This window comes from Desulfitobacterium sp. THU1 (genome assembly GCF_038181555.1).
Classification (GTDB): Bacteria; Bacillota; Desulfitobacteriia; order Desulfitobacteriales; family Desulfitobacteriaceae; genus Desulfitobacterium.
Window position 1 is genome coordinate 1 of record NZ_JBBWUA010000019.1, and the last position, 17516, is coordinate 17516.

Consider the following 17516-nt stretch of genomic DNA (forward strand, 5'->3'; position numbering starts at 1 on the left):
ATCGAGTCATAAAAGCTGATAATTTAACATATTTTTGAGCACTTTTCTTTCACCCAATGGGTGAAAGCTGAATTTCGAAGGAACGCATATTTATCAAGGCTTTGATTATGCTTTTTGAAGTACTGACGTAGAATCTAGGTGATAAACAAAGGATAAGAAAAAGATGCTCTGCACTTGATTGCCCGTGACTTCATTTAATTGGGTCACGAGTTCGCTCTTCAGGTCCTCGCGCACCTCAGGTTGCATATCCTGTAAGGACTTGCTGGAAAGCACGGTATTAATGCGATCCCTGATAAAGGCATCCTTGGCCAAAATCGGCTCTTCCGATTTTGCATTCATACCTTCGATAGCAATAGTCGTCTTCAAAAAAGCCCCGCCGCGGAGATTCACAGTAAACTCCCCGATAGGTATCACTGGACCTTCCTTCATCTCTACCACTTGTTGAGTGGGGCCTTCATCAAAAAATATCTTTTGGACCCCTATGGTTCCTATAACTCCTATCGTTGAGCCTAGGAATCCCGCCAGGAAAAGTGTAATCAGTGTTCGCTGGTTCATTCTTTTGGTATCTCCCCTTCCCGAAATAGCGGATGACAAAATCTCTTATATTCCGCAACTTTGCGAATCAGTTCATCAGTAGATTCAACAACCACATATTTATTTCCTCCCGTTAAGGTAATAACCGTATCCGGGGTTGCTTCCATAGTTTCGATAAGATCCGAATTAATAACTAGCTTTTTACCATTAAGGCGCGTGACTTCAATCATGAGCTGTTCCTCCGTCCAAAAATGATTTGGCCTGCTTCGTCAAGGACGGCTTGCTCACGGCGTTGTTCCTTAAGGTTAAATACTAATCTTTTCTTTTCTTTTAGCTTTTTTAGCTTTTCCCTATCTTGATGAGCTTCCAGAAGCCTTACCCGTTGTCTTTCTACAACACCCTCCTGTTGGAGAGCCTCCTTCTCCCGTTGCCGTAGGAGTTCCAGTTGCTTCTGCGTAAAGGTCTGCCACAGCCCCAGATCCTGTGGGGAGCTTTGGCAGGCATCTTTCTGACCTTCTAGGGCAAACTGCCAAACTCGTTCTTGCTCTTGGGAAGCCTCTTGAAGCTGGAAGAGCTTTTGAGTTTCATGAGCCAAACGTCTTTGCTGCTCTTCGAGGCTACGTTTAGAAAGACTTAAGGCTGCTTCGAGACGGAATTTGAATCTGGGCACTCAGGTACCCTCCTTTTCTGCAAGTCATCACTGCAAAGCCAACTTGAGCTGTTCAATCATTTCGTCGAAGGTGGCCATCTCTTCTACATCTTGGCGGAGGAAGCGATTGATACCTTCGATATGTTGGATAGCGTCATCAATGCGAGGATTGCTCCCGGTCACGTAGGCTCCGATGTCGATCAAATCTTTGGCGTCATTGTAGACGGCCAGATGCTCCCGGAGTTTTCCAGCAAGGTCTTTATGCTCTGGTGAAACAATATCATTCATCACCCGGCTGACGGATTGTAGAGTGTCTATGGCCGGATAATGGTTTTGCATCGCTAATTCTCGGGTTAAGACAATGTGTCCATCGAGGATCCCTCGGACAGAGTCGGCGATGGGTTCGTTGTGATCATCCCCATCCACAAGTACTGTGTAGATTCCTGTGATACTGCCACGCTCGCTCATCCCCGAGCGTTCCAATAGCTTGGGTAAGAGCGCAAAAACCGATGGTGGGTAGCCACGAGTTGCCGGTGGTTCACCGGTGGTTAGCCCCACTTCCCGTTGAGCCATGGCGAAACGCGTCACGGAATCCATCATTAAGAGTACGTCCTGCCCTTGATCACGAAAGTATTCGGCGATGGCAGTCGCGGTGAAGGCTGCTTTTAAGCGTACCAAAGCCGGTTGATCTGAGGTCGCTACCACCAGCACCGAACGCTCTAAGCCTGCTTCGCCCAGATCCTTCTCGATAAAGTCGCGAAGCTCCCGGCCACGTTCCCCAACCAGAGCAATTACATTCACACTGGCGGTAGTATTTCGAGCCATCATCCCCAGTAAGGTGCTTTTTCCAACTCCGGACCCGGCAAAAATCCCTAACCTCTGTCCTCTACCGAGGGTCAAAAGACCATCTACTGTTCTCACCCCTACGCTTAGATAGTCACGGATGCGGGGGCGCTGAAAAGCATTGGGTGGAGCATTTTGCAAAGGATAATCTCGGTTGGTAAATAAGGGTCGACCGTCCAAGGGCTGTCCGAGACCATCAATGATGCGGCCAAGAAGTGCCGACCCGACCCCGACTTTAAGCTTATGCTGTTGAGGGACGACTCGATCACCTGGAGAAATTCCCTCCAGCTCGGCCAAGGGCATCAGCAAGGTCGTAGAATTGCGAAATCCCACCACCTCAGCCGGAATTTCTTGGCCGTGCTGGGTATGGATCTTGCAGTATTCTCCCACACTTGCTCGAGGACCATCGGATTCAATCATGAGTCCAACGATTTTAGCCACTCGACCATGTGATACAATCAAATCCAAATCGCCAATCTTGTCAACCAGGTTAGGCCAATCGGTCATGCCTGAGCTCCTCTCTTAGGAGTTGTTCACAGCGATCTAGCTGTGCCTCCACACGAGCATCAAAAATACCTTCCGAGCATTCGAGGAAACAATCCCCGGCGGCCAGGGTTTGGTCTTCTAACAAGGGGATACTAATATCTTCTGCTGATTGAGTAAGCCATGCGTAGTCTGCCAAGGAAACATGAAGCTTCCATCCCTCGCGCTCTTCAGGGAGTAAGGATAGGGCACGAATTCGTTGTAATAAGTACTCGGGATGCGCTTGGATTTGGACCCTCAGAATCCGCTCCGCAACCCTCAAGGCTAGCTGAAGCATAGTTTCATCCACTTTACTCCATTCCTCTTGGGCAGCCTTTTGAGCAAGGCCAAGAATCTTTTGGGCTTCGGACTTGATTAACTCAGCTTCACTTGTCCCCTGAACTCTGCCTTCCTCTAGTCCTTGAGCTAAACCTTGGGCATGTCCTTCTTGGTACGCTTCTTGGGAGACTTCCTCATGAAGCTTTTTAGCAAAATCTTCTGCTTCAACACGAGCTTTTTCTAGGAGATCAGCAGCTTCCTTTTTAGCTTGCTCTAGAGCTAACAAGGCCTCAGCATGCTTTTGTTCAGCCTCAGCGATGATTTTCTCGGCTTGCGCCTGAGCCTCTTGAAGTTGACGGTTTGCACCCTCTTCAATTTCTTCAGTTTGCTCAACTTCTTCAACCCTATTGATCGATAGAGGCTGAAAGTGTTCTTCTTGGGTAAAGCTATTTTTTTGGTTCTTGAGTAGGGATAGATTCTTACCTAGTAATTGCAATTCCTCAGTTTGTTCAACCACACAGGGGTCACTGAATGCTACGGCATTGCATTTAACCACTCGAGCCCTAATATATGATCTCATCACTGCCACCTCTCGAAATGACGATTGCACCAGTTTCTTCCAGTCGACGAATTACTTTAACAATACGTTGCTGTGCTTCTTCGACATCTCTCAAGCGGACAGGCCCCATGAACTCCATATCTTCGCGTAAGTTTTGTGATGCTCGGGCAGACATGTTGGCCATGATTTTTTGAGCCACTTCCGGATTAGAGCCTTTGAGTGAGAGGGCCATATCCTTCATATCTACTTCACGCAGCACCAGCTGTATGCCTCGGTCATCCAGCATAACGATATCTTCGAAAACAAACATCTGCCGTTTAACCTGTTCAGCCAATTCCGGATCATCCACTTCTAAGGTCTCCATGACAACTTTTAAGGTGCCTGGATCACTGCGGTTAAGAATATCGACCACACTTTGGATGCCTCCAGATGAGGTGTAATCCGCGGGAGCCAAGCTGGAGATTTTTCTTTCTAGTATCTTCTCAATCTCTTTTAAAACATCAGGGCTTGTTCTACCCATTAATGCAATCCGTTTCGTCACATCAGCTTGTCGTTCCTGAGGCAAGCTCGAGAGGAGAATAGCCGCTTTATCTGCAGGCAAGTGGGTCATGATTAAGGCAATAGTTTGAGGATGCTCCCCTTGAATAAAAGAAAGCAATTGTTTTGGGTCAGTACGTCGCACTAGATCAAAGGGGCGCATTTTCAAAGAAGTAGAAAGACGGGTGATAATCTCAAAAGCCCGTTGTTCACCTAGCGCTCTCTCTAAAACATCCCGTGCGTAATCGATACCCCCCTGAGAAATATAATCATTAGCCACACACATCTGGTAAAATTCATCGACAACCGCATCCCGCTGTTCCGAAGAAATCTTGCGCACATTAGCCATCTCTAAGGTCAATTGCTCAATCTCCGCCTCAGTTAAGTGCTGAACGACCTTCGCAGACCGTTCAGACCCTAAGGAAATCATCAATATAGCTGTCTTCTGAATTCCGGTAAGCTGCTGGCTCATGTTACTTTTCCTCCGCTAGCCATGTTTTAACAAGACGCGCCACTTCATCGGGATTGCTCTGGGCATAGGTATCCACAGCTTCTTTAATCTTTTGGCGCTCAATTTCTTCGGCAGTTTTTTGTTTTGACTGTGCAAGCTTAAGCTCGGCTTCCCGCTCAGCCTCCTGTTGGGAAAGCAGAAGCTCTTCAGCTGCCGCTAGTGGCACAGGCTGAAGCTCTTGACCGAGGCCCAAAGTTCCTGCGTCTTGCTTGCGTTTGGATCGCATACGGAAAAGAACAAATAAGAAAGCTAGTGCTAATAGGGCACCTACTCCCCATTCGATATAAGTACGCATCTGCTCTTTACGGGCTGCTTCTGCCATGGCTTGTTCTTGTTCTAAGGCACCTGTTTTATCAAAAGGTAAAGCCGCTACCTGAATTTCATCTCCTCGTTCTAGAACGATTCCGGCTGCTGAACCTACGATAGCCTTAATTTGATCTACCTGATCTTCACTTATGGTGTCGGCATCCAGCATTACTGAGACAGAAAGACGCTTAATATCCCCTTGATTCTTAACCCGTTGTTCTTGGGTGCTGTCGACCTGGTGGTTAATGGTGTCACTGGTGCTTTCCGATGTTGAGGTTGCACCCTGTCCATCCGGAGCGATATAACCCGGGACATTTGTATTAACCCCTGGGGCTGTTCCACCCGCAGAAGTATTCGTCGTGTTCTCCGTTGTATGTGCCTCACTGAGCACTGCACCCGGTCCATGGACCACTGAGTCCGTCTTAACTTCATCGAAATCTAAGGTCGCATTGGCTCGGACTACCGTCTTCCCGGGGCTAAACACCTTATCTAACATGCTTTGCACGGATTTGCGAATATTCTCTTCAGTAAGCTGCTTCAACTGAATCTGGGTAGCTGTCATTTTTCCTGGTAATTTATCTTCACTTAGCACGTCAGAAAGGACATTCCCATTAGAATCCACGATAGTCACGTTCTCCAGCTTAAGTCCTTCCACTGAAGCAGATAATAGATTAGCAATCCCTCGAATCTGCTCCTCAGTGATAGGCTCACCTTCCTTAAGGGTAAGAGTAACAGCTGCCGTAGTTTCCTCCTGCTGCTCTACAAAAAGGGTCGGCTCTGGTATTGCTAAATGCACTCGAGCAGCTTGGACGCTACTTAGGGTCTTTAAAGTTGTCTCGAGCTCAGTTTGTAACCCTAAATTATAACGCAATCTGCGGTCAGATTCTGTCTCTCCGACGCGCATCTCGTTAAGGCTTTCACTCCAACTGAATTGACTTCCTTTCGGCAAACCAGAATTGGCCAGCTCCAGTCGAATCGCTGCTGCCTCTTTTTCAGGGACCAAGATAGAAGAACCATTGTTACCTAATTTGTAATCAGCTTTTAATGCCTTTAATTCAGTCGTAATCTCTCCGGCCTCTACATCAGACAGTTCCGTAAAGATTGGCACATAATTAGGATTACTTGCCCAATAGAGCAAGGAGATGAGCGCAATAGCAACTGCCAGAGGAGCGGCGATAGTAACAACCTTTTGTAGGCGAGAGAGTTTGCCCCAAAATGCTTGTACGGATGATTTAATTTCAGCCCACGAAAAATTCAAAGGTATCGCTCCTCTTTCTGTATCTACTCATATTTTTTACAAGATAACCCCTAAAACTGATTCAAGAAACCGTATCTACCTATGTACTCATAATTAAATCTGCATTCTCATGACTTCATGATAAGCATCCAACACTTTGTTACGCATTTCTACAGTTAAGGATAAGGAAAGACTGGCTTTTTCCATGGCAATGACTGCTGTGTGGAGGTCTTGGATCTGACCTGTGGCTAGTCCGAAACTAGCTACATCCGCTTCCTTCTGAAGGGCATCGACCTTCTGTAAAGCATCATTCAAGAATTGACCAAAATCTGCACCGACTTTGCCTGCTCCCACATCACCTAACTTCTCTTGATTCCCCTGGGTATTTATCCCCTGAATTGAATTCAGATTAGGTGTCAAAAGCATCGGGTTCAACGGAGCGATTGGATTAATTGCCATTTAATATATTACCTCCCTATTTCCAAAGCTTTGCTCATCATCGACTTAGAAGCATTCATCGCCGTAACATTCGCTTCATAAGCCCGTGAGGCTGATATCATATCCACCATTTCGGTGACGATATTGACATTAGGTAATCGTACATAACCAGCAGGAAGCCCTGCTTCGGGAGTCTGGGCTGCATCAGGAGAATCCGGGTTGTACTCCAAACGGAATGCAGCAGGATCTTCTGCAATGGCTTGAACATCCACCCCATTGCCTGTTTTACCACGGGTGGCAAGTCCTGCTGTTAGGGCTGTGGAATTCACTCGTTTCCCCTGCAAGGCCTGATTTAGCGTTTCAGCAAAGCTAAATTGAGGTTCTCTCGCTTTAAATACAACGACTTGGCGTTGGTATGGAATAGGGTTCCCCCCTGGAGTAACCTCTCCTGTCCGGGTGGTATTGATATTTGCAATATTATTGGATATGACATCAAGGCGCAACCGCTGAGCAGTCAAGCCCGAGGCGCTGGTATCCATTGATCCAAAAATACTCATGGTTGTTACCTCCTTTGCACACATTCAACTATTGTTCGAGCAATCTCCCCTAAGGGAACAACCCGATTGGCTAATCCCGCATCAACAATCGCTCGCGGCATACCATAAACCACACAGGTCTCTTCAGCCTCGGCAATGGCGAAGCCCTCTCGTTCTTTAATCTCTTTCATCCCTTTAAGTCCATCATTGCCCATGCCAGTCATGACCACCCCTAAGCTCCCCTTACCTACTTCCTTAGCCAAGGATAAAAACATAACATCCACCGAAGGATGGTAAAGGGTGGTTATCGGAGATTCATCACCGATATGGAGATGGAGCTGGGTGCCCCGTCTCTGAACCTGCATCTGTTTACCGGCAGGGGCAACATAGATAGTTCCAGCCTTTAAAGCCTCACCATGAACTCCTTCGCGGATATGAAGCGGAGACATGCCGTTGAGGCGTTGGGCCAAAGGCGCCGTAAAGCCGGGTGGCATATGTTGAGCTACGAGTACGGGAACCGGAAAATTAGCCGGGAGTTGTGTCAAAACAGCTTGGAGGGCCGAGGGTCCTCCAGTAGAGGTCCCAATCGCTACGATCTCAATCGGGTGCTTAGGCGTGGATTCCCCCCGCTCTAAGGAATGTTTCTTGGCTATGGTAGCGGAGCCGGGCCGCAGAGCAGGCTCCGGTGCATTTACCGTTGAAGTCGGCCGAGTTCCGGTACCTATTATTGATCGGCTTACCCCTTTTTTAGCTAATCGATTAGGATCCACTTGGGCTGCCGCTTTGACTTTGTCGATCAGATCCCGAGCCAATGCCTGCACATCTCCGGGTCCACCGGAAGGCTTAGTCACCACTTCAAAGGCTCCCGCCTCCAAAGCTTTCAGGCTGGCTTGGGCTCCCTCTGTAGTCAAAGCGCTTAGAATAATAACCGGTGTCGGTTGCCAACGCATAATCTCCCCTAGTGCTTGTTGGCCGTCGATGACCGGCATCTCAATATCCATAGTCACCACCTGAGGGCGGAGAGCTTGAAGCTTTTCAATACCTTCGCGACCGTCTCTGGCTGTATCTAAGACCTTAATTTCTGGATCTTGGCTTAATATTTTCTGGAGTGTGAGACGCATGAAGGGGGAGTCATCCACAATCAGAACTGTGATTGGGGAATTAGGCCGATTCATGGTTCATCTCACCACCCATGATGTTATCGAGATTGAGAAGTATGAGTAAACGCTCTCCAATCTTGCCCACACCACGGATAAAATGAGAATCCATCCCTAAGGCCACTGGCGGTGGTGGTTCAATCGATTCGGCATCCAAACGTAGTACTTCCGTGACTGCATCCACCCGGATACCAAAGACTTTATTCTGTACTTGGAGCACAATAATCCGGCTCAAATCACTCTCTTCCACACGCTCCATACCAAAACGAGTGCGCAGACTGACGACAGGAATAACATTACCCCGCAGATTAATAACACCTTCTACATAGTCCGGAGCTTTAGGAACCCTTGTAATGGGAGGGATACGGATAATTTCTTGGACAAGCATGATGTCCACCCCAAATTCCTCAGTGCCGAGACCGAAAGTAACTAATTGTTCTTCTGCCATTTTTTTGCCCTCCTTTTATATTAACCTCTTCTGGTCACTAGTATATCTTGAATTAAGCTACCAATATCGAGAATCAGAGTTACTTTACCATCACCTAAGATAGTAGCCCCGGCAATCCCGGGCAGATTATTAAGGTACTCTCCTAAAGATTTTATGACTACCTCTTGTTGTCCGCGCAATCCATCGACGATCAGACCCAAGGCCTTATCACCTAAGCCTACGACAACAACAAAAACTTCTTCCGGCTCAACCTCTGCCGGGGGAAGCTCGAATTTTTCACGTAGAGAAATCAAGGGTAAGGTATTGCCACGAAGCTGTACCATAGGTATGCCGCCCACATTCTTGATTTCCTTTTGCTCGACCAGCAGGGTCTCCAGCACAGATGAGAGTGGAACAGCATAGATCTCTGTACCAGCTTCAACCAGTAGGGCTTGGATAATGGCCAAGGTCAGGGGTAGGCGTATGGTAAAGGTTGTCCCTTCGCCGGCTCGTGTGGTAATGTCAATCATACCGCCCAGATTATTCAAGGCTTTCTTAACAACATCCATGCCCACTCCCCGTCCGGAGATATCCGTGACTTGGTCCGCTGTGCTAAAGCCTGGCAAGAAAATTAGATTAGCGATATCTCGATCCGAGAGGCCTTCTCTTTCTCCGACCAGCCCTTTGCTCAGTGCTTTTTCGTAGATTCTATTGAGATCAAGGCCCTTGCCGTCATCTGAGATGAGAATAGCGATATGGTTTCCTTCATGATACGCATCAAGGGTAATGGTTCCCAACTCTGGCTTGCCTGCAGCACGACGCTCTTCGGGGGATTCAATGCCATGATCGACAGAGTTACGGATTAGATGCATGAGAGGATCGCCAATCACTTCCACGACCGTCTTATCTAATTCTGTATCTTCACCCTTGAGGACCAGTTCGATTTCTTTTTCAGTTTTGCGTGATAGATCTCGCACCAGGCGCGGAAAGCGGCTGAATACAGTGCCAATCGGAACCATACGCAAACGCATGGCGCTTTCTTGTAAATCACTCATAAGACGCCCTAAATACACCGTCGTCTCATTTAAGTTATTGACCATGGCATCCATGTGATATTGTTCTTTTAAATCCTGGCCAATTTGAACTAAACGAGTCCGGGTAATGACCATCTCCCCGACCAAATTAATCAAGTTATCCATGCGAACGGTATCGACTCGAATCGTATGGACTTGATTACTTCCTTCACTTGCACCATTATTAGCATTCCCTGCCACAGGCTTTGCGGGAGATGAAGGTACAGCCTTTACCGCGACTGGTTGTGCAGGTTTGATTCCTTGCTTCAGTTGCTCAGTATCAAAAGGTGCTTCTGCACCTTCTAATACTTCGGCATGTACTGCTGCTGCCACTTGGTTAGTGACGAGTGGAGTCCCGGTTGTAGTACCGGAATAGGGGTGGATGACAACCTCAGCTATCTCCGATACGGCTAATAGCTCTTCCCGAATCTCCTCAGGCGAATCATCGGAGAGGATCAGCAGGGCAAACTCATCCTGGTTGCCCACTTCAAGGTCTTCCACACTGGGGATCATTTTAACGACCTTTCCCACATTCTCCATGCGTTGTACAGCCATGACTGCTCGCACAGCCTTCATCAATGTATTGGGAGCGAATTTTATGACCGCTTGGTAGATGCCATGTCCTAAACCCTGGGCATCTTGAACTTGGTCACGAACTTCTTCTGTTAGTTGGAAATCGATCGGTGTATATTCAGAAGGTGTAGAGGGCGCTTCACTATGTACAGGAGCTTCAATAGTCTTGGCCGGTACAGGAGCTTCACCCCTCATGAGGGCATTCATTTCATCGACCACATCTTGAAATTCAACGTTTATTTCTACTCGCTGCTCGACTTGTCTTAACATTTCTTTCACTCGATCAGTAACCGCTAATAAAATATCGACCATGGGAAGAGACACTTCCATCTTCCCTTGACGCAACCGATCGAGTAAATCCTCGGCTGAGTGGGTTAAGGCTACAATGGACGTAAAACCCATGGTCCCGGATGCCCCTTTTAAACTATGTGCTGATCGAAATAAGTCATTAATTAGACCGACATTATTGCCTTCCTTTTCTAGTTGCAACAATCCAGCAGCAAGCTTTTCGACTTGTTCCTGCGAGTCGAGGAGATAGAATTCCAAAAACTCTCCCAAATCGACACCCATATTTTGATTGTCCTCTTGGCTCATATCCAGTTCCACCCCTAACTTTTGCTTTTTGATAGATTTATAAAAATTAAAGACCTTTTATTATGTAATCGATGAAACCCTTGAGTTCATAGTATCTTTGAGTAATTCGCCATTTATTTTATAATTCCTCCAAGCAAAGAGTTGTTAACATAAGTTTGATGCTTCTAGTTACTTTTACCTAATCATACTAACATCTTCGCAATCCCTGTGTAAATACAACAATCTGACAAATTCTGTATTTACGAGTCCTTTTTTTACAGGACTTTTGTCCTATCTTTTATCCATTCTTGATTCTGATATTATCTGCCCTTGGTATATAAAAAATAAGAAGCATCAAAAAAACACTTCAACAAATAGCTTGAAGTGTTTCCTTAATGCTTATGGAATGTATCCTAAACTCGTTGATCCACAAATAACCCGGCTTCATTGGTAAGATTGTGGAGGAGCTCTAAGACCCATCTTGGCGAGGTCTCCTTAAGGACCTTTTCTGAATCCTGATCAACAATTCGGACGAGGATCTCTTCCGAATTCTCCTCTTCATGGAGATCAAAACGCATTCCCTTGTTGATTAGATTCATAAAGCGGTTTAGCTTATCTAGAGCCTTCTCCACTTCTTCTCTGGGAATGTCTTCCCGAGCATCAGGGATCTCATTTTTCCGTTCCACAACCGGTCGCGCAAAATCTTGGGATCGTTCCAACTTTTGACCAGCATAAGCATCCACGGGCATGATGGTCTTCTGATTATTGGGTTGAATTGGCTCGATGGTGAACATCGCAAATTCCTCCTTTAGCGCTCCCAGTTTCTGCTTGCTGTAGAATACTGATTTCCACCCGAGTAGGCATCCGCTACTTGTTGGTGGTGTTTCACCTTGCTATGCGTCCCTTGAAAATGATTCATCAGGACTTGATTCTCACTCAAAATCTGTGTCTGTAGTTTCTTTCCGTCAGGGGAAGAGAGATAACCATCGTCCGGTGCCTCTTCGATAAGAGCCTGCAACCGCTCCCGCTGATTCATCAGCTCATAAAACAGCTCCATATCTTGGCGGTCGAGGAACTTAAGCATTTCCTTAGTGAGGAAAAGGTAGTCTTGCCATAATTCAAGCGCTGTTTTATTGATCATACCTTTATCCTCTCTCCCTCCAGATTACAACCCTCATCGTACGGCCAGCTTGCTTTGTTGAGCTAGCTTCATAGCCTCTTGCCAGGTATTGCGCATTTCCTCTAAGATTGTCTTGGCGTTGTTCAGTTGCTGAACATCCTTCTTAATATTGCCTTCTATTAAGCAATTCTCGATATATTCATAGAGTGCTGCCCAATTCTGTGAGAGTTCATAATTCATATCTAGCGTCACCATGAACTCACGAACGATAGCCTGCACTCGCAAATTGGCCTTGTGGGACTTTTCTGTTTCACCTTTTTCTAATGCTAGAATGCTTTCAGCTAAGAATCGCAGTGCTCCATTATATAGAAGTAAGGTCAGCTGCTCCGGTGGTGCGGTCATAATCTGTTGATTCTTATAGGCTGCAGCCATTTGGGAATTTAACATATTTATTTCACTTCCACTTTCAATTACTATGTTAGAAAATCATCTTATGTTATTAACCTAATGTCGCACTCTTAGATTAAGACCTAGTTGCTAGGAGTGAACATATTCGCCAACCAACTGCTTTGTTGACTTAAATTGCTTAAGGCCTTTTCCATAGCATCGAACTGCTTATAGTATCTTTCTTCCATTTGACTAAGACGATCGTTCATGCGGTTCAAACTATCTTCATAATCCTTGATTTGTCTGGCCAGAGTGCTTTCTGTGTCACCTTTGGTGGTACCAACGATTCCGGCAGTTTCCTTAATGCTATCCAAGGATAATTTCAGCGTATCATAGAAACGCACTGCTACCCCTTGAGAATTCCGATCTTCTCCGGTTGAGCCGAATAGTTTATTGATAATATCAGGATCAGCTTCCAAGGCTTCCTTCAACTTTGTTTCATTAATATTAAGTTTGCCGCCTTCAGTATAATTCCCTGTGGTCACACCGATAGAAGCCAAGGAATTATATTTGCCGGCAATTCCACTGACCGGAGTCGAGACATCACTACGCAACTTATAAAGGAGGGATTGGAGGGTGGAATCATTGCGCAAAAGCCCGCTTTTCGCCATGTCTTCCCACTTGGTAATTTCTGAGTCACTTAAATCACTCTTCATCGCATCTGTTAAAGGCATATAACTTTTGTTTTTTGCTTCTTTAAGTTCACCTTCGACTGATTCAAGTAAGCTATTGTACTTTTCAACGAAATCCTTTACAGCCGAAATCGCTTTATCATTGTCAGCGGAGACGTTCAGGTTCGCAATTCCCTCCGACTTCAGATTATAGGTAACGCCGAAGGCTGTGAAGGTATTGCTCGATTGCTCGAAATCAATACCATCGATTTTGACTTTAGCATTCTGACCAGCATCGAAAACATTTAGCTTCAATTTATCTTGAATGAATCCTACTCCGATAGAATCTGTCGTGCCCGTAAAATTAATAGCTACATCAGCACCAGAACCCGTGGTGCTCATATTAAAGCGATCGAGAGTCGCATCGTAAGTTGCTTTTATCCCCAAACCAGAATTATTGATACTGCTCACAAAATCATAGATACTCTTATCAGCATCAACTTCGATGGTCTTTGCTCCGGTGCCATCACTACGGTCACTAAGCACAATATTAAATTTAGTTCCTGCAGTTAAACCAAACTGGGAAACTAGAGTATCTTTGCTGTCCCCAACAGTAATCTTAGCTGTGCTGGTCGCTTTTGCCCCCTGAGCTAATTGGGATACATCAACACTATGGCTCACATTAGCCGCGTCAGAATTCGCAGTAGCCGTTATAATGCTTTCTGAAGATGAAACAACCGACTTTGGGTTCGTTGTACTTGAAAGCCGATAGTTAAAGGCTGTGGTATTGCGGAAGGTCTGGATCGAATTATACATGGTATTATAATCAGCTTTTTTCCACTCGAGCTGAGTTTTCTTCTGCCAGAGTTTATCATGTTGCTCTCGGCGTGCAGACATAATGTCCTTGACCAATTGATCTACATCCATGCCCGATCCGCTTAGCCCATAAGTACGTATTGACATTAAAATACCCCCTTGTTACAAGTGACAGATGTAATCGTCGATTCTTCTTATTGAAATCTATAGATCATAATAATCATATTTAGTTCTTAAATTAGACTCTATATTGTTTATATCGGATAAATCATTGAGATACTTTAGGACTTTCGGGCAAATTTTCTATAAGGATGTTTAACAGAGTATTTGAAATTCGGCACCAGTGCCGAATTTCAAATACTCTGTTTGAGTTCCACCAAAAGACCGCTGAACCCAATGTGGATATTGGTTCAGCGGTCTGATGACTCCTTATCATGCTAGAATATCAATATTACTCCCCAAATGCGGGTTCACTGATAGCTCGTTCGCTGCTGACATGCCCTCAATCAGTGTTGCCAGCGAGTTACTTTGTTCGCTCGCCATATCCATGGTCATTTTCATAACTGATATTGATGCTTGCTGTTGGATTTTCGCTTGATTCATAACAACCGACATTGCTGCTATATCCATCTGGATGCCTCCTTCTATGATCTATACATTCGTAATCTTCATCTGATTATTAGACTTAACAAAGCTCTTGATGCATTCAATCATATAATCCAGCATCGCTTGCGTCATTCCCGGATATACTCCTATCCAAAAGCTATGCTTCATAACATAATTTGTATTGGATAAGTTACCCATTTGCCTATATCCTTTTTTCTGCTTCCTTAGCTTGTCAAAACAAGGATGCATGATGAGATTTCCAGCAAACAACATGCGGGTTTGAATGTTACTTTCCTCTAAGTACTTTACAATTTCATCTCTGCTAAAGCTTGCTTCTTCTTTAACACCTATTAAAAAACCAAACCAACTTGGTTGCGAATTTTCATTTGCTTCTGGAAAAATCAGCACATCTCCAAGCTCTATAAGTTCTTTTTTCAAATAATCCCAGTTCTTTATTCTTGCTTGGATGAAGCCTTCCAGCTTTTCAAGCTGCGCGCAACCTATAGCCGCTTGTAGATCGGTAATTTTAAGATTATAACCAAAATGCGAATAGACATATTTATGATCGTAACCATGTGGAAGCTCCCCATGTTGACCCTCAAACCTATTGCCGCACTTGTTATCAACACCCGATGGGCAGGAACAATCGCGTCCCCAGTCTCTTAACGATAAAACTATCTTAGCCAATAAGGGATTATCTGTATATACAGCGCCGCCTTCCCCCATAGTCATATGATGAGGCGGGTAAAAGCTGGATGTCCCAATATCACCTATAGTTCCCGTATAGCGCCACTTTCCGTCAACATGATACTTTGAACCTAAAGCATCACAGTTATCTTCAATAAGCCATAGGTTATGCTTATCACATATACTCTTAATCTCGAATAAATCAAAAGGATTTCCTAAGGTATGGGCAATCATTATAGCCTTTGTCTTGTCTGTTATTGCTTTTTCTACCTGATTGCTATCAATATTATACTGGGGTATCGTTATATCAACAAATACAGGAATAGCCCCATACTGAATAATAGGGGCTACAGTGGTCGGAAATCCCGCCGCAACAGTTATGACCTCATCGCCGGGCAGAATACTCCTATCTCCTAATAAGGGTGAAGTAAGTGCCATGAAGGCTAATAAATTAGCACTTGAACCAGAATTACAAGTGTAACAGTATTTTATACCCAAAAAAATGGCCAGTCTTTCTTCAAACCTCTTTGTATATCTACCGGAGGTTAGCCAAAACTCCAAACTAGCATCAATTAGGTTTAAAATCTCCTTTTCATCGTAAACTCTTCCCGCATAGTTTACCTTTTCATTTGTACGGCGTAACTTGTCTTCATCATATTTGGCCTTATAGTATTCCTCTGCTAGTTTCATTATTTCTTGTTTTAATTGATTACTATTTTTCAAAGCCTTAATCTCCTACTTAATCATCCATAAATACCAATGGCAATTATATCCTTGTACGATCCTATCTGCGCTTGAGTTATTAAGCATTTTAATTTCATTATCACTTTTAACACATATGGCAAGGGTTCCACCACTATTAAGCTTCCTCTTTAGCTTTCCTAGACTATCAGGCATTTCTAAAGTGCTTTCAGCATTTTCCTCTAGTAAAATATAGTCAAAAGAAGTATGGCCGAAAACATCAGCGATTACATCATCAACACATTCAACATAATCACCGTAAACCTTCATATCTGGAACATACCGTTCATCATCTGTTAAATAATATAGGATGACCTCTTGATTACCTGCTTCTTTATGCATTGTTTTTATTTTGAGTGGATTTGATCCAAACCCTGAGTTGATACCCAAAACATTGACTAGTCCCTTTGACTTAATATTTAATGCTTCAATTAAACTCATATCAAAGCAAAATCCAGTACCCCAAGCATCTACTCCATATCTGTCGAGAAATAGTTGTCGACTTTTTTCAAGAGTACTTTCTTTAACTTGCGCTTCTCCTAGAGTCACACTGCCAAAATGGTAGCAATAGCAATCTTTTGCCAAGATCATTTTGCACCCAGCTCGCCTTAGCCGCAATGCCAAAGCATCGTCGCCGAATTCGCCATATACAAAATATTTATCGATAGCGCCTACACCAGTTGATGAAAAGAATACATCACTTCGGCAAAAGGTAAGCGGATTGCAAAGCCTTGTTCTTTCCTCCCACTTCATTGGATTGGAAACATTGTTCGCCTTTGCGAATGCGTGCATCTCTTCGAGATTCGAATATTGAGCTGGGATAGCTTGAAGATTCGAAATATTAGGCGTTGTAGGCACTACCATAGCTATTTGAGGATCAGAATCAATGCATTCCATCAAATTTTCTAAATAGTTTTCTGTAACTATAACATCGTTGGAGATTGCCAATAGATACCTCCCCTCATAAATTCTCGAAATCGCACCTGTCATAATGTTTAAAGAATTTTTTCTCAATGAAAATATCTTAGTTGGTGAGAGAGACTCAAAATATTCTGCAGTGCCGTCTTCAGACCCATTATTAATCAGTATTAATTCATAGTTCACATAACTTGGTGTAAATTTGATTATACTCTCAACACATTGTTTGGTATATTCAATTTTGTTATAGGCAAGGACTGAGATTGAAACATCGTATTTATATTCGCCTGTTTTCATACTTTGATCAATATAATGATTACCAATCATTCTGTTAAATTCTTCTTCATAGTGCTTCTTTTCCATCCTTTTACTACCAAATACACAGGTAAAGAAGTAAAAATCATAGTAAAAGTCTTGTAAGATTGGTATCAGTTCAAACTCAATTTTCGAGTTAATCCTCTCGGATCTTGTTCGAACATATCTAAGAATAGTATTGACGCAATATAATAGATTCTCACAACTGTTAGGCGCTGAAATATAAGGAATTTGTCCTTTTATTTGACAAGCAACTGGATAAAGTATTTGTAGCATATTTACCATATCTGATGCTGTTGCTTCAATCTGTGAGGACTTTCTGACCAATGCACATTCATACATATACCCGGCTGCTTCAATAAGAGTATTAATAATATCAAGCACTTGATCTATCAGTGATCGGTTATTATTTTTAGACATATTAATTCCAACCCTTAGTCCAAATTTTTTCTAACATACAGGGGAAACCCGCTCAAATTGCTTAGTTATTTGCAAAATGTC

At 44.2% G+C, this 17516-nt stretch carries 19 protein-coding genes; all 19 read right to left on the reverse strand.

Annotated features, from left to right (window positions below; all coding sequences use genetic code 11):
* Window positions 1-105: 105 nt before the first annotated feature.
* Complete coding sequence (locus tag AAC978_RS13055; RefSeq protein ID WP_341548505.1) at window positions 106-555, reverse strand: flagellar basal body-associated FliL family protein; 450 nt, start codon at window positions 553-555, stop codon at window positions 106-108.
* Window positions 552-764 (reverse strand): flagellar FlbD family protein, encoded by a 213-nt coding sequence (locus AAC978_RS13060; RefSeq protein ID WP_341548506.1) that lies wholly within the window; start codon window positions 762-764, stop codon window positions 552-554. The genes AAC978_RS13055 and AAC978_RS13060 overlap by 4 nt, the downstream gene beginning before the upstream one ends.
* Window positions 761-1204 (reverse strand): flagellar FliJ family protein, encoded by a 444-nt coding sequence (locus AAC978_RS13065; RefSeq protein ID WP_341548507.1) that lies wholly within the window; start codon window positions 1202-1204, stop codon window positions 761-763. The genes AAC978_RS13060 and AAC978_RS13065 overlap by 4 nt, the downstream gene beginning before the upstream one ends.
* A 27-nt stretch (window positions 1205-1231) precedes the next feature.
* Window positions 1232-2533, reverse strand: a complete 1302-nt coding sequence (gene fliI, locus AAC978_RS13070; RefSeq protein ID WP_341548508.1) for a flagellar protein export ATPase FliI — start codon at window positions 2531-2533, stop codon at window positions 1232-1234.
* Complete coding sequence (locus AAC978_RS13075) at window positions 2517-3407, reverse strand: FliH/SctL family protein (RefSeq protein ID WP_341548509.1); 891 nt, start codon at window positions 3405-3407, stop codon at window positions 2517-2519. The genes fliI and AAC978_RS13075 overlap by 17 nt, the downstream gene beginning before the upstream one ends.
* Window positions 3391-4395, reverse strand: a complete 1005-nt coding sequence (fliG, locus tag AAC978_RS13080; RefSeq protein ID WP_341548510.1) for a flagellar motor switch protein FliG — start codon at window positions 4393-4395, stop codon at window positions 3391-3393. The genes AAC978_RS13075 and fliG overlap by 17 nt, the downstream gene beginning before the upstream one ends.
* Before the next feature lies 1 nt (window position 4396).
* Complete coding sequence (gene fliF, locus AAC978_RS13085; protein ID WP_341548511.1) at window positions 4397-5998, reverse strand: flagellar basal-body MS-ring/collar protein FliF; 1602 nt, start codon at window positions 5996-5998, stop codon at window positions 4397-4399.
* A gap of 93 nt (window positions 5999-6091) precedes the next feature.
* The gene (gene fliE / locus AAC978_RS13090) at window positions 6092-6436 is read right to left on the reverse strand and encodes a flagellar hook-basal body complex protein FliE (protein ID WP_341548512.1); all 345 of its coding nucleotides are present in this window, start codon (window positions 6434-6436) and stop codon (window positions 6092-6094) included.
* Between the two features lie 8 nt (window positions 6437-6444).
* The gene (flgC, locus tag AAC978_RS13095) at window positions 6445-6972 is read right to left on the reverse strand and encodes a flagellar basal body rod protein FlgC (RefSeq protein ID WP_341548513.1); all 528 of its coding nucleotides are present in this window, start codon (window positions 6970-6972) and stop codon (window positions 6445-6447) included.
* 5 nt (window positions 6973-6977) lie between these two features.
* A complete protein-coding gene (locus AAC978_RS13100) occupies window positions 6978-8126 on the reverse strand; it encodes a protein-glutamate methylesterase/protein-glutamine glutaminase (RefSeq protein WP_341548514.1) in 1149 nt (382 codons plus the stop codon).
* Window positions 8113-8556 (reverse strand): chemotaxis protein CheW, encoded by a 444-nt coding sequence (locus tag AAC978_RS13105; protein WP_341548515.1) that lies wholly within the window; start codon window positions 8554-8556, stop codon window positions 8113-8115. The genes AAC978_RS13100 and AAC978_RS13105 overlap by 14 nt, the downstream gene beginning before the upstream one ends.
* A gap of 20 nt (window positions 8557-8576) precedes the next feature.
* Window positions 8577-10775 carry a chemotaxis protein CheA gene (locus AAC978_RS13110; protein WP_341548516.1) on the reverse strand — a complete coding sequence of 733 codons (2199 nt, stop codon included), beginning with the start codon at window positions 10773-10775 and terminating at the stop codon, window positions 8577-8579.
* A gap of 392 nt (window positions 10776-11167) precedes the next feature.
* Window positions 11168-11548: a flagellar protein FlaG gene (locus AAC978_RS13115; RefSeq protein ID WP_341548517.1), complete on the reverse strand. Its 381-nt coding sequence runs from the start codon at window positions 11546-11548 to the stop codon at window positions 11168-11170.
* A gap of 14 nt (window positions 11549-11562) precedes the next feature.
* Window positions 11563-11895, reverse strand: coding sequence for a hypothetical protein (locus AAC978_RS13120; protein ID WP_341548518.1), 333 nt, complete (start codon window positions 11893-11895; stop codon window positions 11563-11565).
* A 33-nt stretch (window positions 11896-11928) separates the two neighbouring features.
* Window positions 11929-12321, reverse strand: coding sequence for a flagellar export chaperone FliS (gene fliS, locus AAC978_RS13125; protein WP_341548519.1), 393 nt, complete (start codon window positions 12319-12321; stop codon window positions 11929-11931).
* Window positions 12322-12404: 83 nt separating this feature from the next.
* Window positions 12405-13895: a flagellar filament capping protein FliD gene (gene fliD / locus AAC978_RS13130; RefSeq protein WP_341548520.1), complete on the reverse strand. Its 1491-nt coding sequence runs from the start codon at window positions 13893-13895 to the stop codon at window positions 12405-12407.
* 285 nt (window positions 13896-14180) lie between these two features.
* Window positions 14181-14378 carry a YjfB family protein gene (locus AAC978_RS13135; RefSeq protein ID WP_341548521.1) on the reverse strand — a complete coding sequence of 66 codons (198 nt, stop codon included), beginning with the start codon at window positions 14376-14378 and terminating at the stop codon, window positions 14181-14183.
* 21 nt (window positions 14379-14399) lie between these two features.
* Complete coding sequence (rfbH, locus tag AAC978_RS13140) at window positions 14400-15764, reverse strand: lipopolysaccharide biosynthesis protein RfbH (protein WP_341548522.1); 1365 nt, start codon at window positions 15762-15764, stop codon at window positions 14400-14402.
* A gap of 12 nt (window positions 15765-15776) precedes the next feature.
* Window positions 15777-17435 carry a glycosyltransferase family 2 protein gene (locus AAC978_RS13145; protein WP_341548523.1) on the reverse strand — a complete coding sequence of 553 codons (1659 nt, stop codon included), beginning with the start codon at window positions 17433-17435 and terminating at the stop codon, window positions 15777-15779.
* Window positions 17436-17516: the final 81 nt, after the last annotated feature.

What these genes read in the sequence shown, in the direction of transcription:
- AAC978_RS13120 (WP_341548518.1), bottom strand. Translation starts at nt 11,895, where the DNA reads ATGATCAATAAAACAGCGCTTGAATTATGGCAAGACTACCTTTTCCTC.
- AAC978_RS13055 (WP_341548505.1), bottom strand. Translation starts at nt 555, where the DNA reads ATGAACCAGCGAACACTGATTACACTTTTCCTGGCGGGATTCCTAGGC.
- AAC978_RS13115 (WP_341548517.1), bottom strand. Translation starts at nt 11,548, where the DNA reads ATGTTCACCATCGAGCCAATTCAACCCAATAATCAGAAGACCATCATG.
- flgC (WP_341548513.1), bottom strand. Translation starts at nt 6,972, where the DNA reads ATGAGTATTTTTGGATCAATGGATACCAGCGCCTCGGGCTTGACTGCT.
- AAC978_RS13110 (WP_341548516.1), bottom strand. Translation starts at nt 10,775, where the DNA reads ATGAGCCAAGAGGACAATCAAAATATGGGTGTCGATTTGGGAGAGTTT.
- AAC978_RS13060 (WP_341548506.1), bottom strand. Translation starts at nt 764, where the DNA reads ATGATTGAAGTCACGCGCCTTAATGGTAAAAAGCTAGTTATTAATTCG.
- fliI (WP_341548508.1), bottom strand. Translation starts at nt 2,533, where the DNA reads ATGACCGATTGGCCTAACCTGGTTGACAAGATTGGCGATTTGGATTTG.
- fliG (WP_341548510.1), bottom strand. Translation starts at nt 4,395, where the DNA reads ATGAGCCAGCAGCTTACCGGAATTCAGAAGACAGCTATATTGATGATT.
- AAC978_RS13135 (WP_341548521.1), bottom strand. Translation starts at nt 14,378, where the DNA reads ATGGATATAGCAGCAATGTCGGTTGTTATGAATCAAGCGAAAATCCAA.
- AAC978_RS13075 (WP_341548509.1), bottom strand. Translation starts at nt 3,407, where the DNA reads ATGAGATCATATATTAGGGCTCGAGTGGTTAAATGCAATGCCGTAGCA.
- fliE (WP_341548512.1), bottom strand. Translation starts at nt 6,436, where the DNA reads ATGGCAATTAATCCAATCGCTCCGTTGAACCCGATGCTTTTGACACCT.
- fliS (WP_341548519.1), bottom strand. Translation starts at nt 12,321, where the DNA reads ATGTTAAATTCCCAAATGGCTGCAGCCTATAAGAATCAACAGATTATG.
- AAC978_RS13100 (WP_341548514.1), bottom strand. Translation starts at nt 8,126, where the DNA reads ATGAATCGGCCTAATTCCCCAATCACAGTTCTGATTGTGGATGACTCC.
- AAC978_RS13105 (WP_341548515.1), bottom strand. Translation starts at nt 8,556, where the DNA reads ATGGCAGAAGAACAATTAGTTACTTTCGGTCTCGGCACTGAGGAATTT.
- AAC978_RS13145 (WP_341548523.1), bottom strand. Translation starts at nt 17,435, where the DNA reads ATGTCTAAAAATAATAACCGATCACTGATAGATCAAGTGCTTGATATT.
- fliD (WP_341548520.1), bottom strand. Translation starts at nt 13,895, where the DNA reads ATGTCAATACGTACTTATGGGCTAAGCGGATCGGGCATGGATGTAGAT.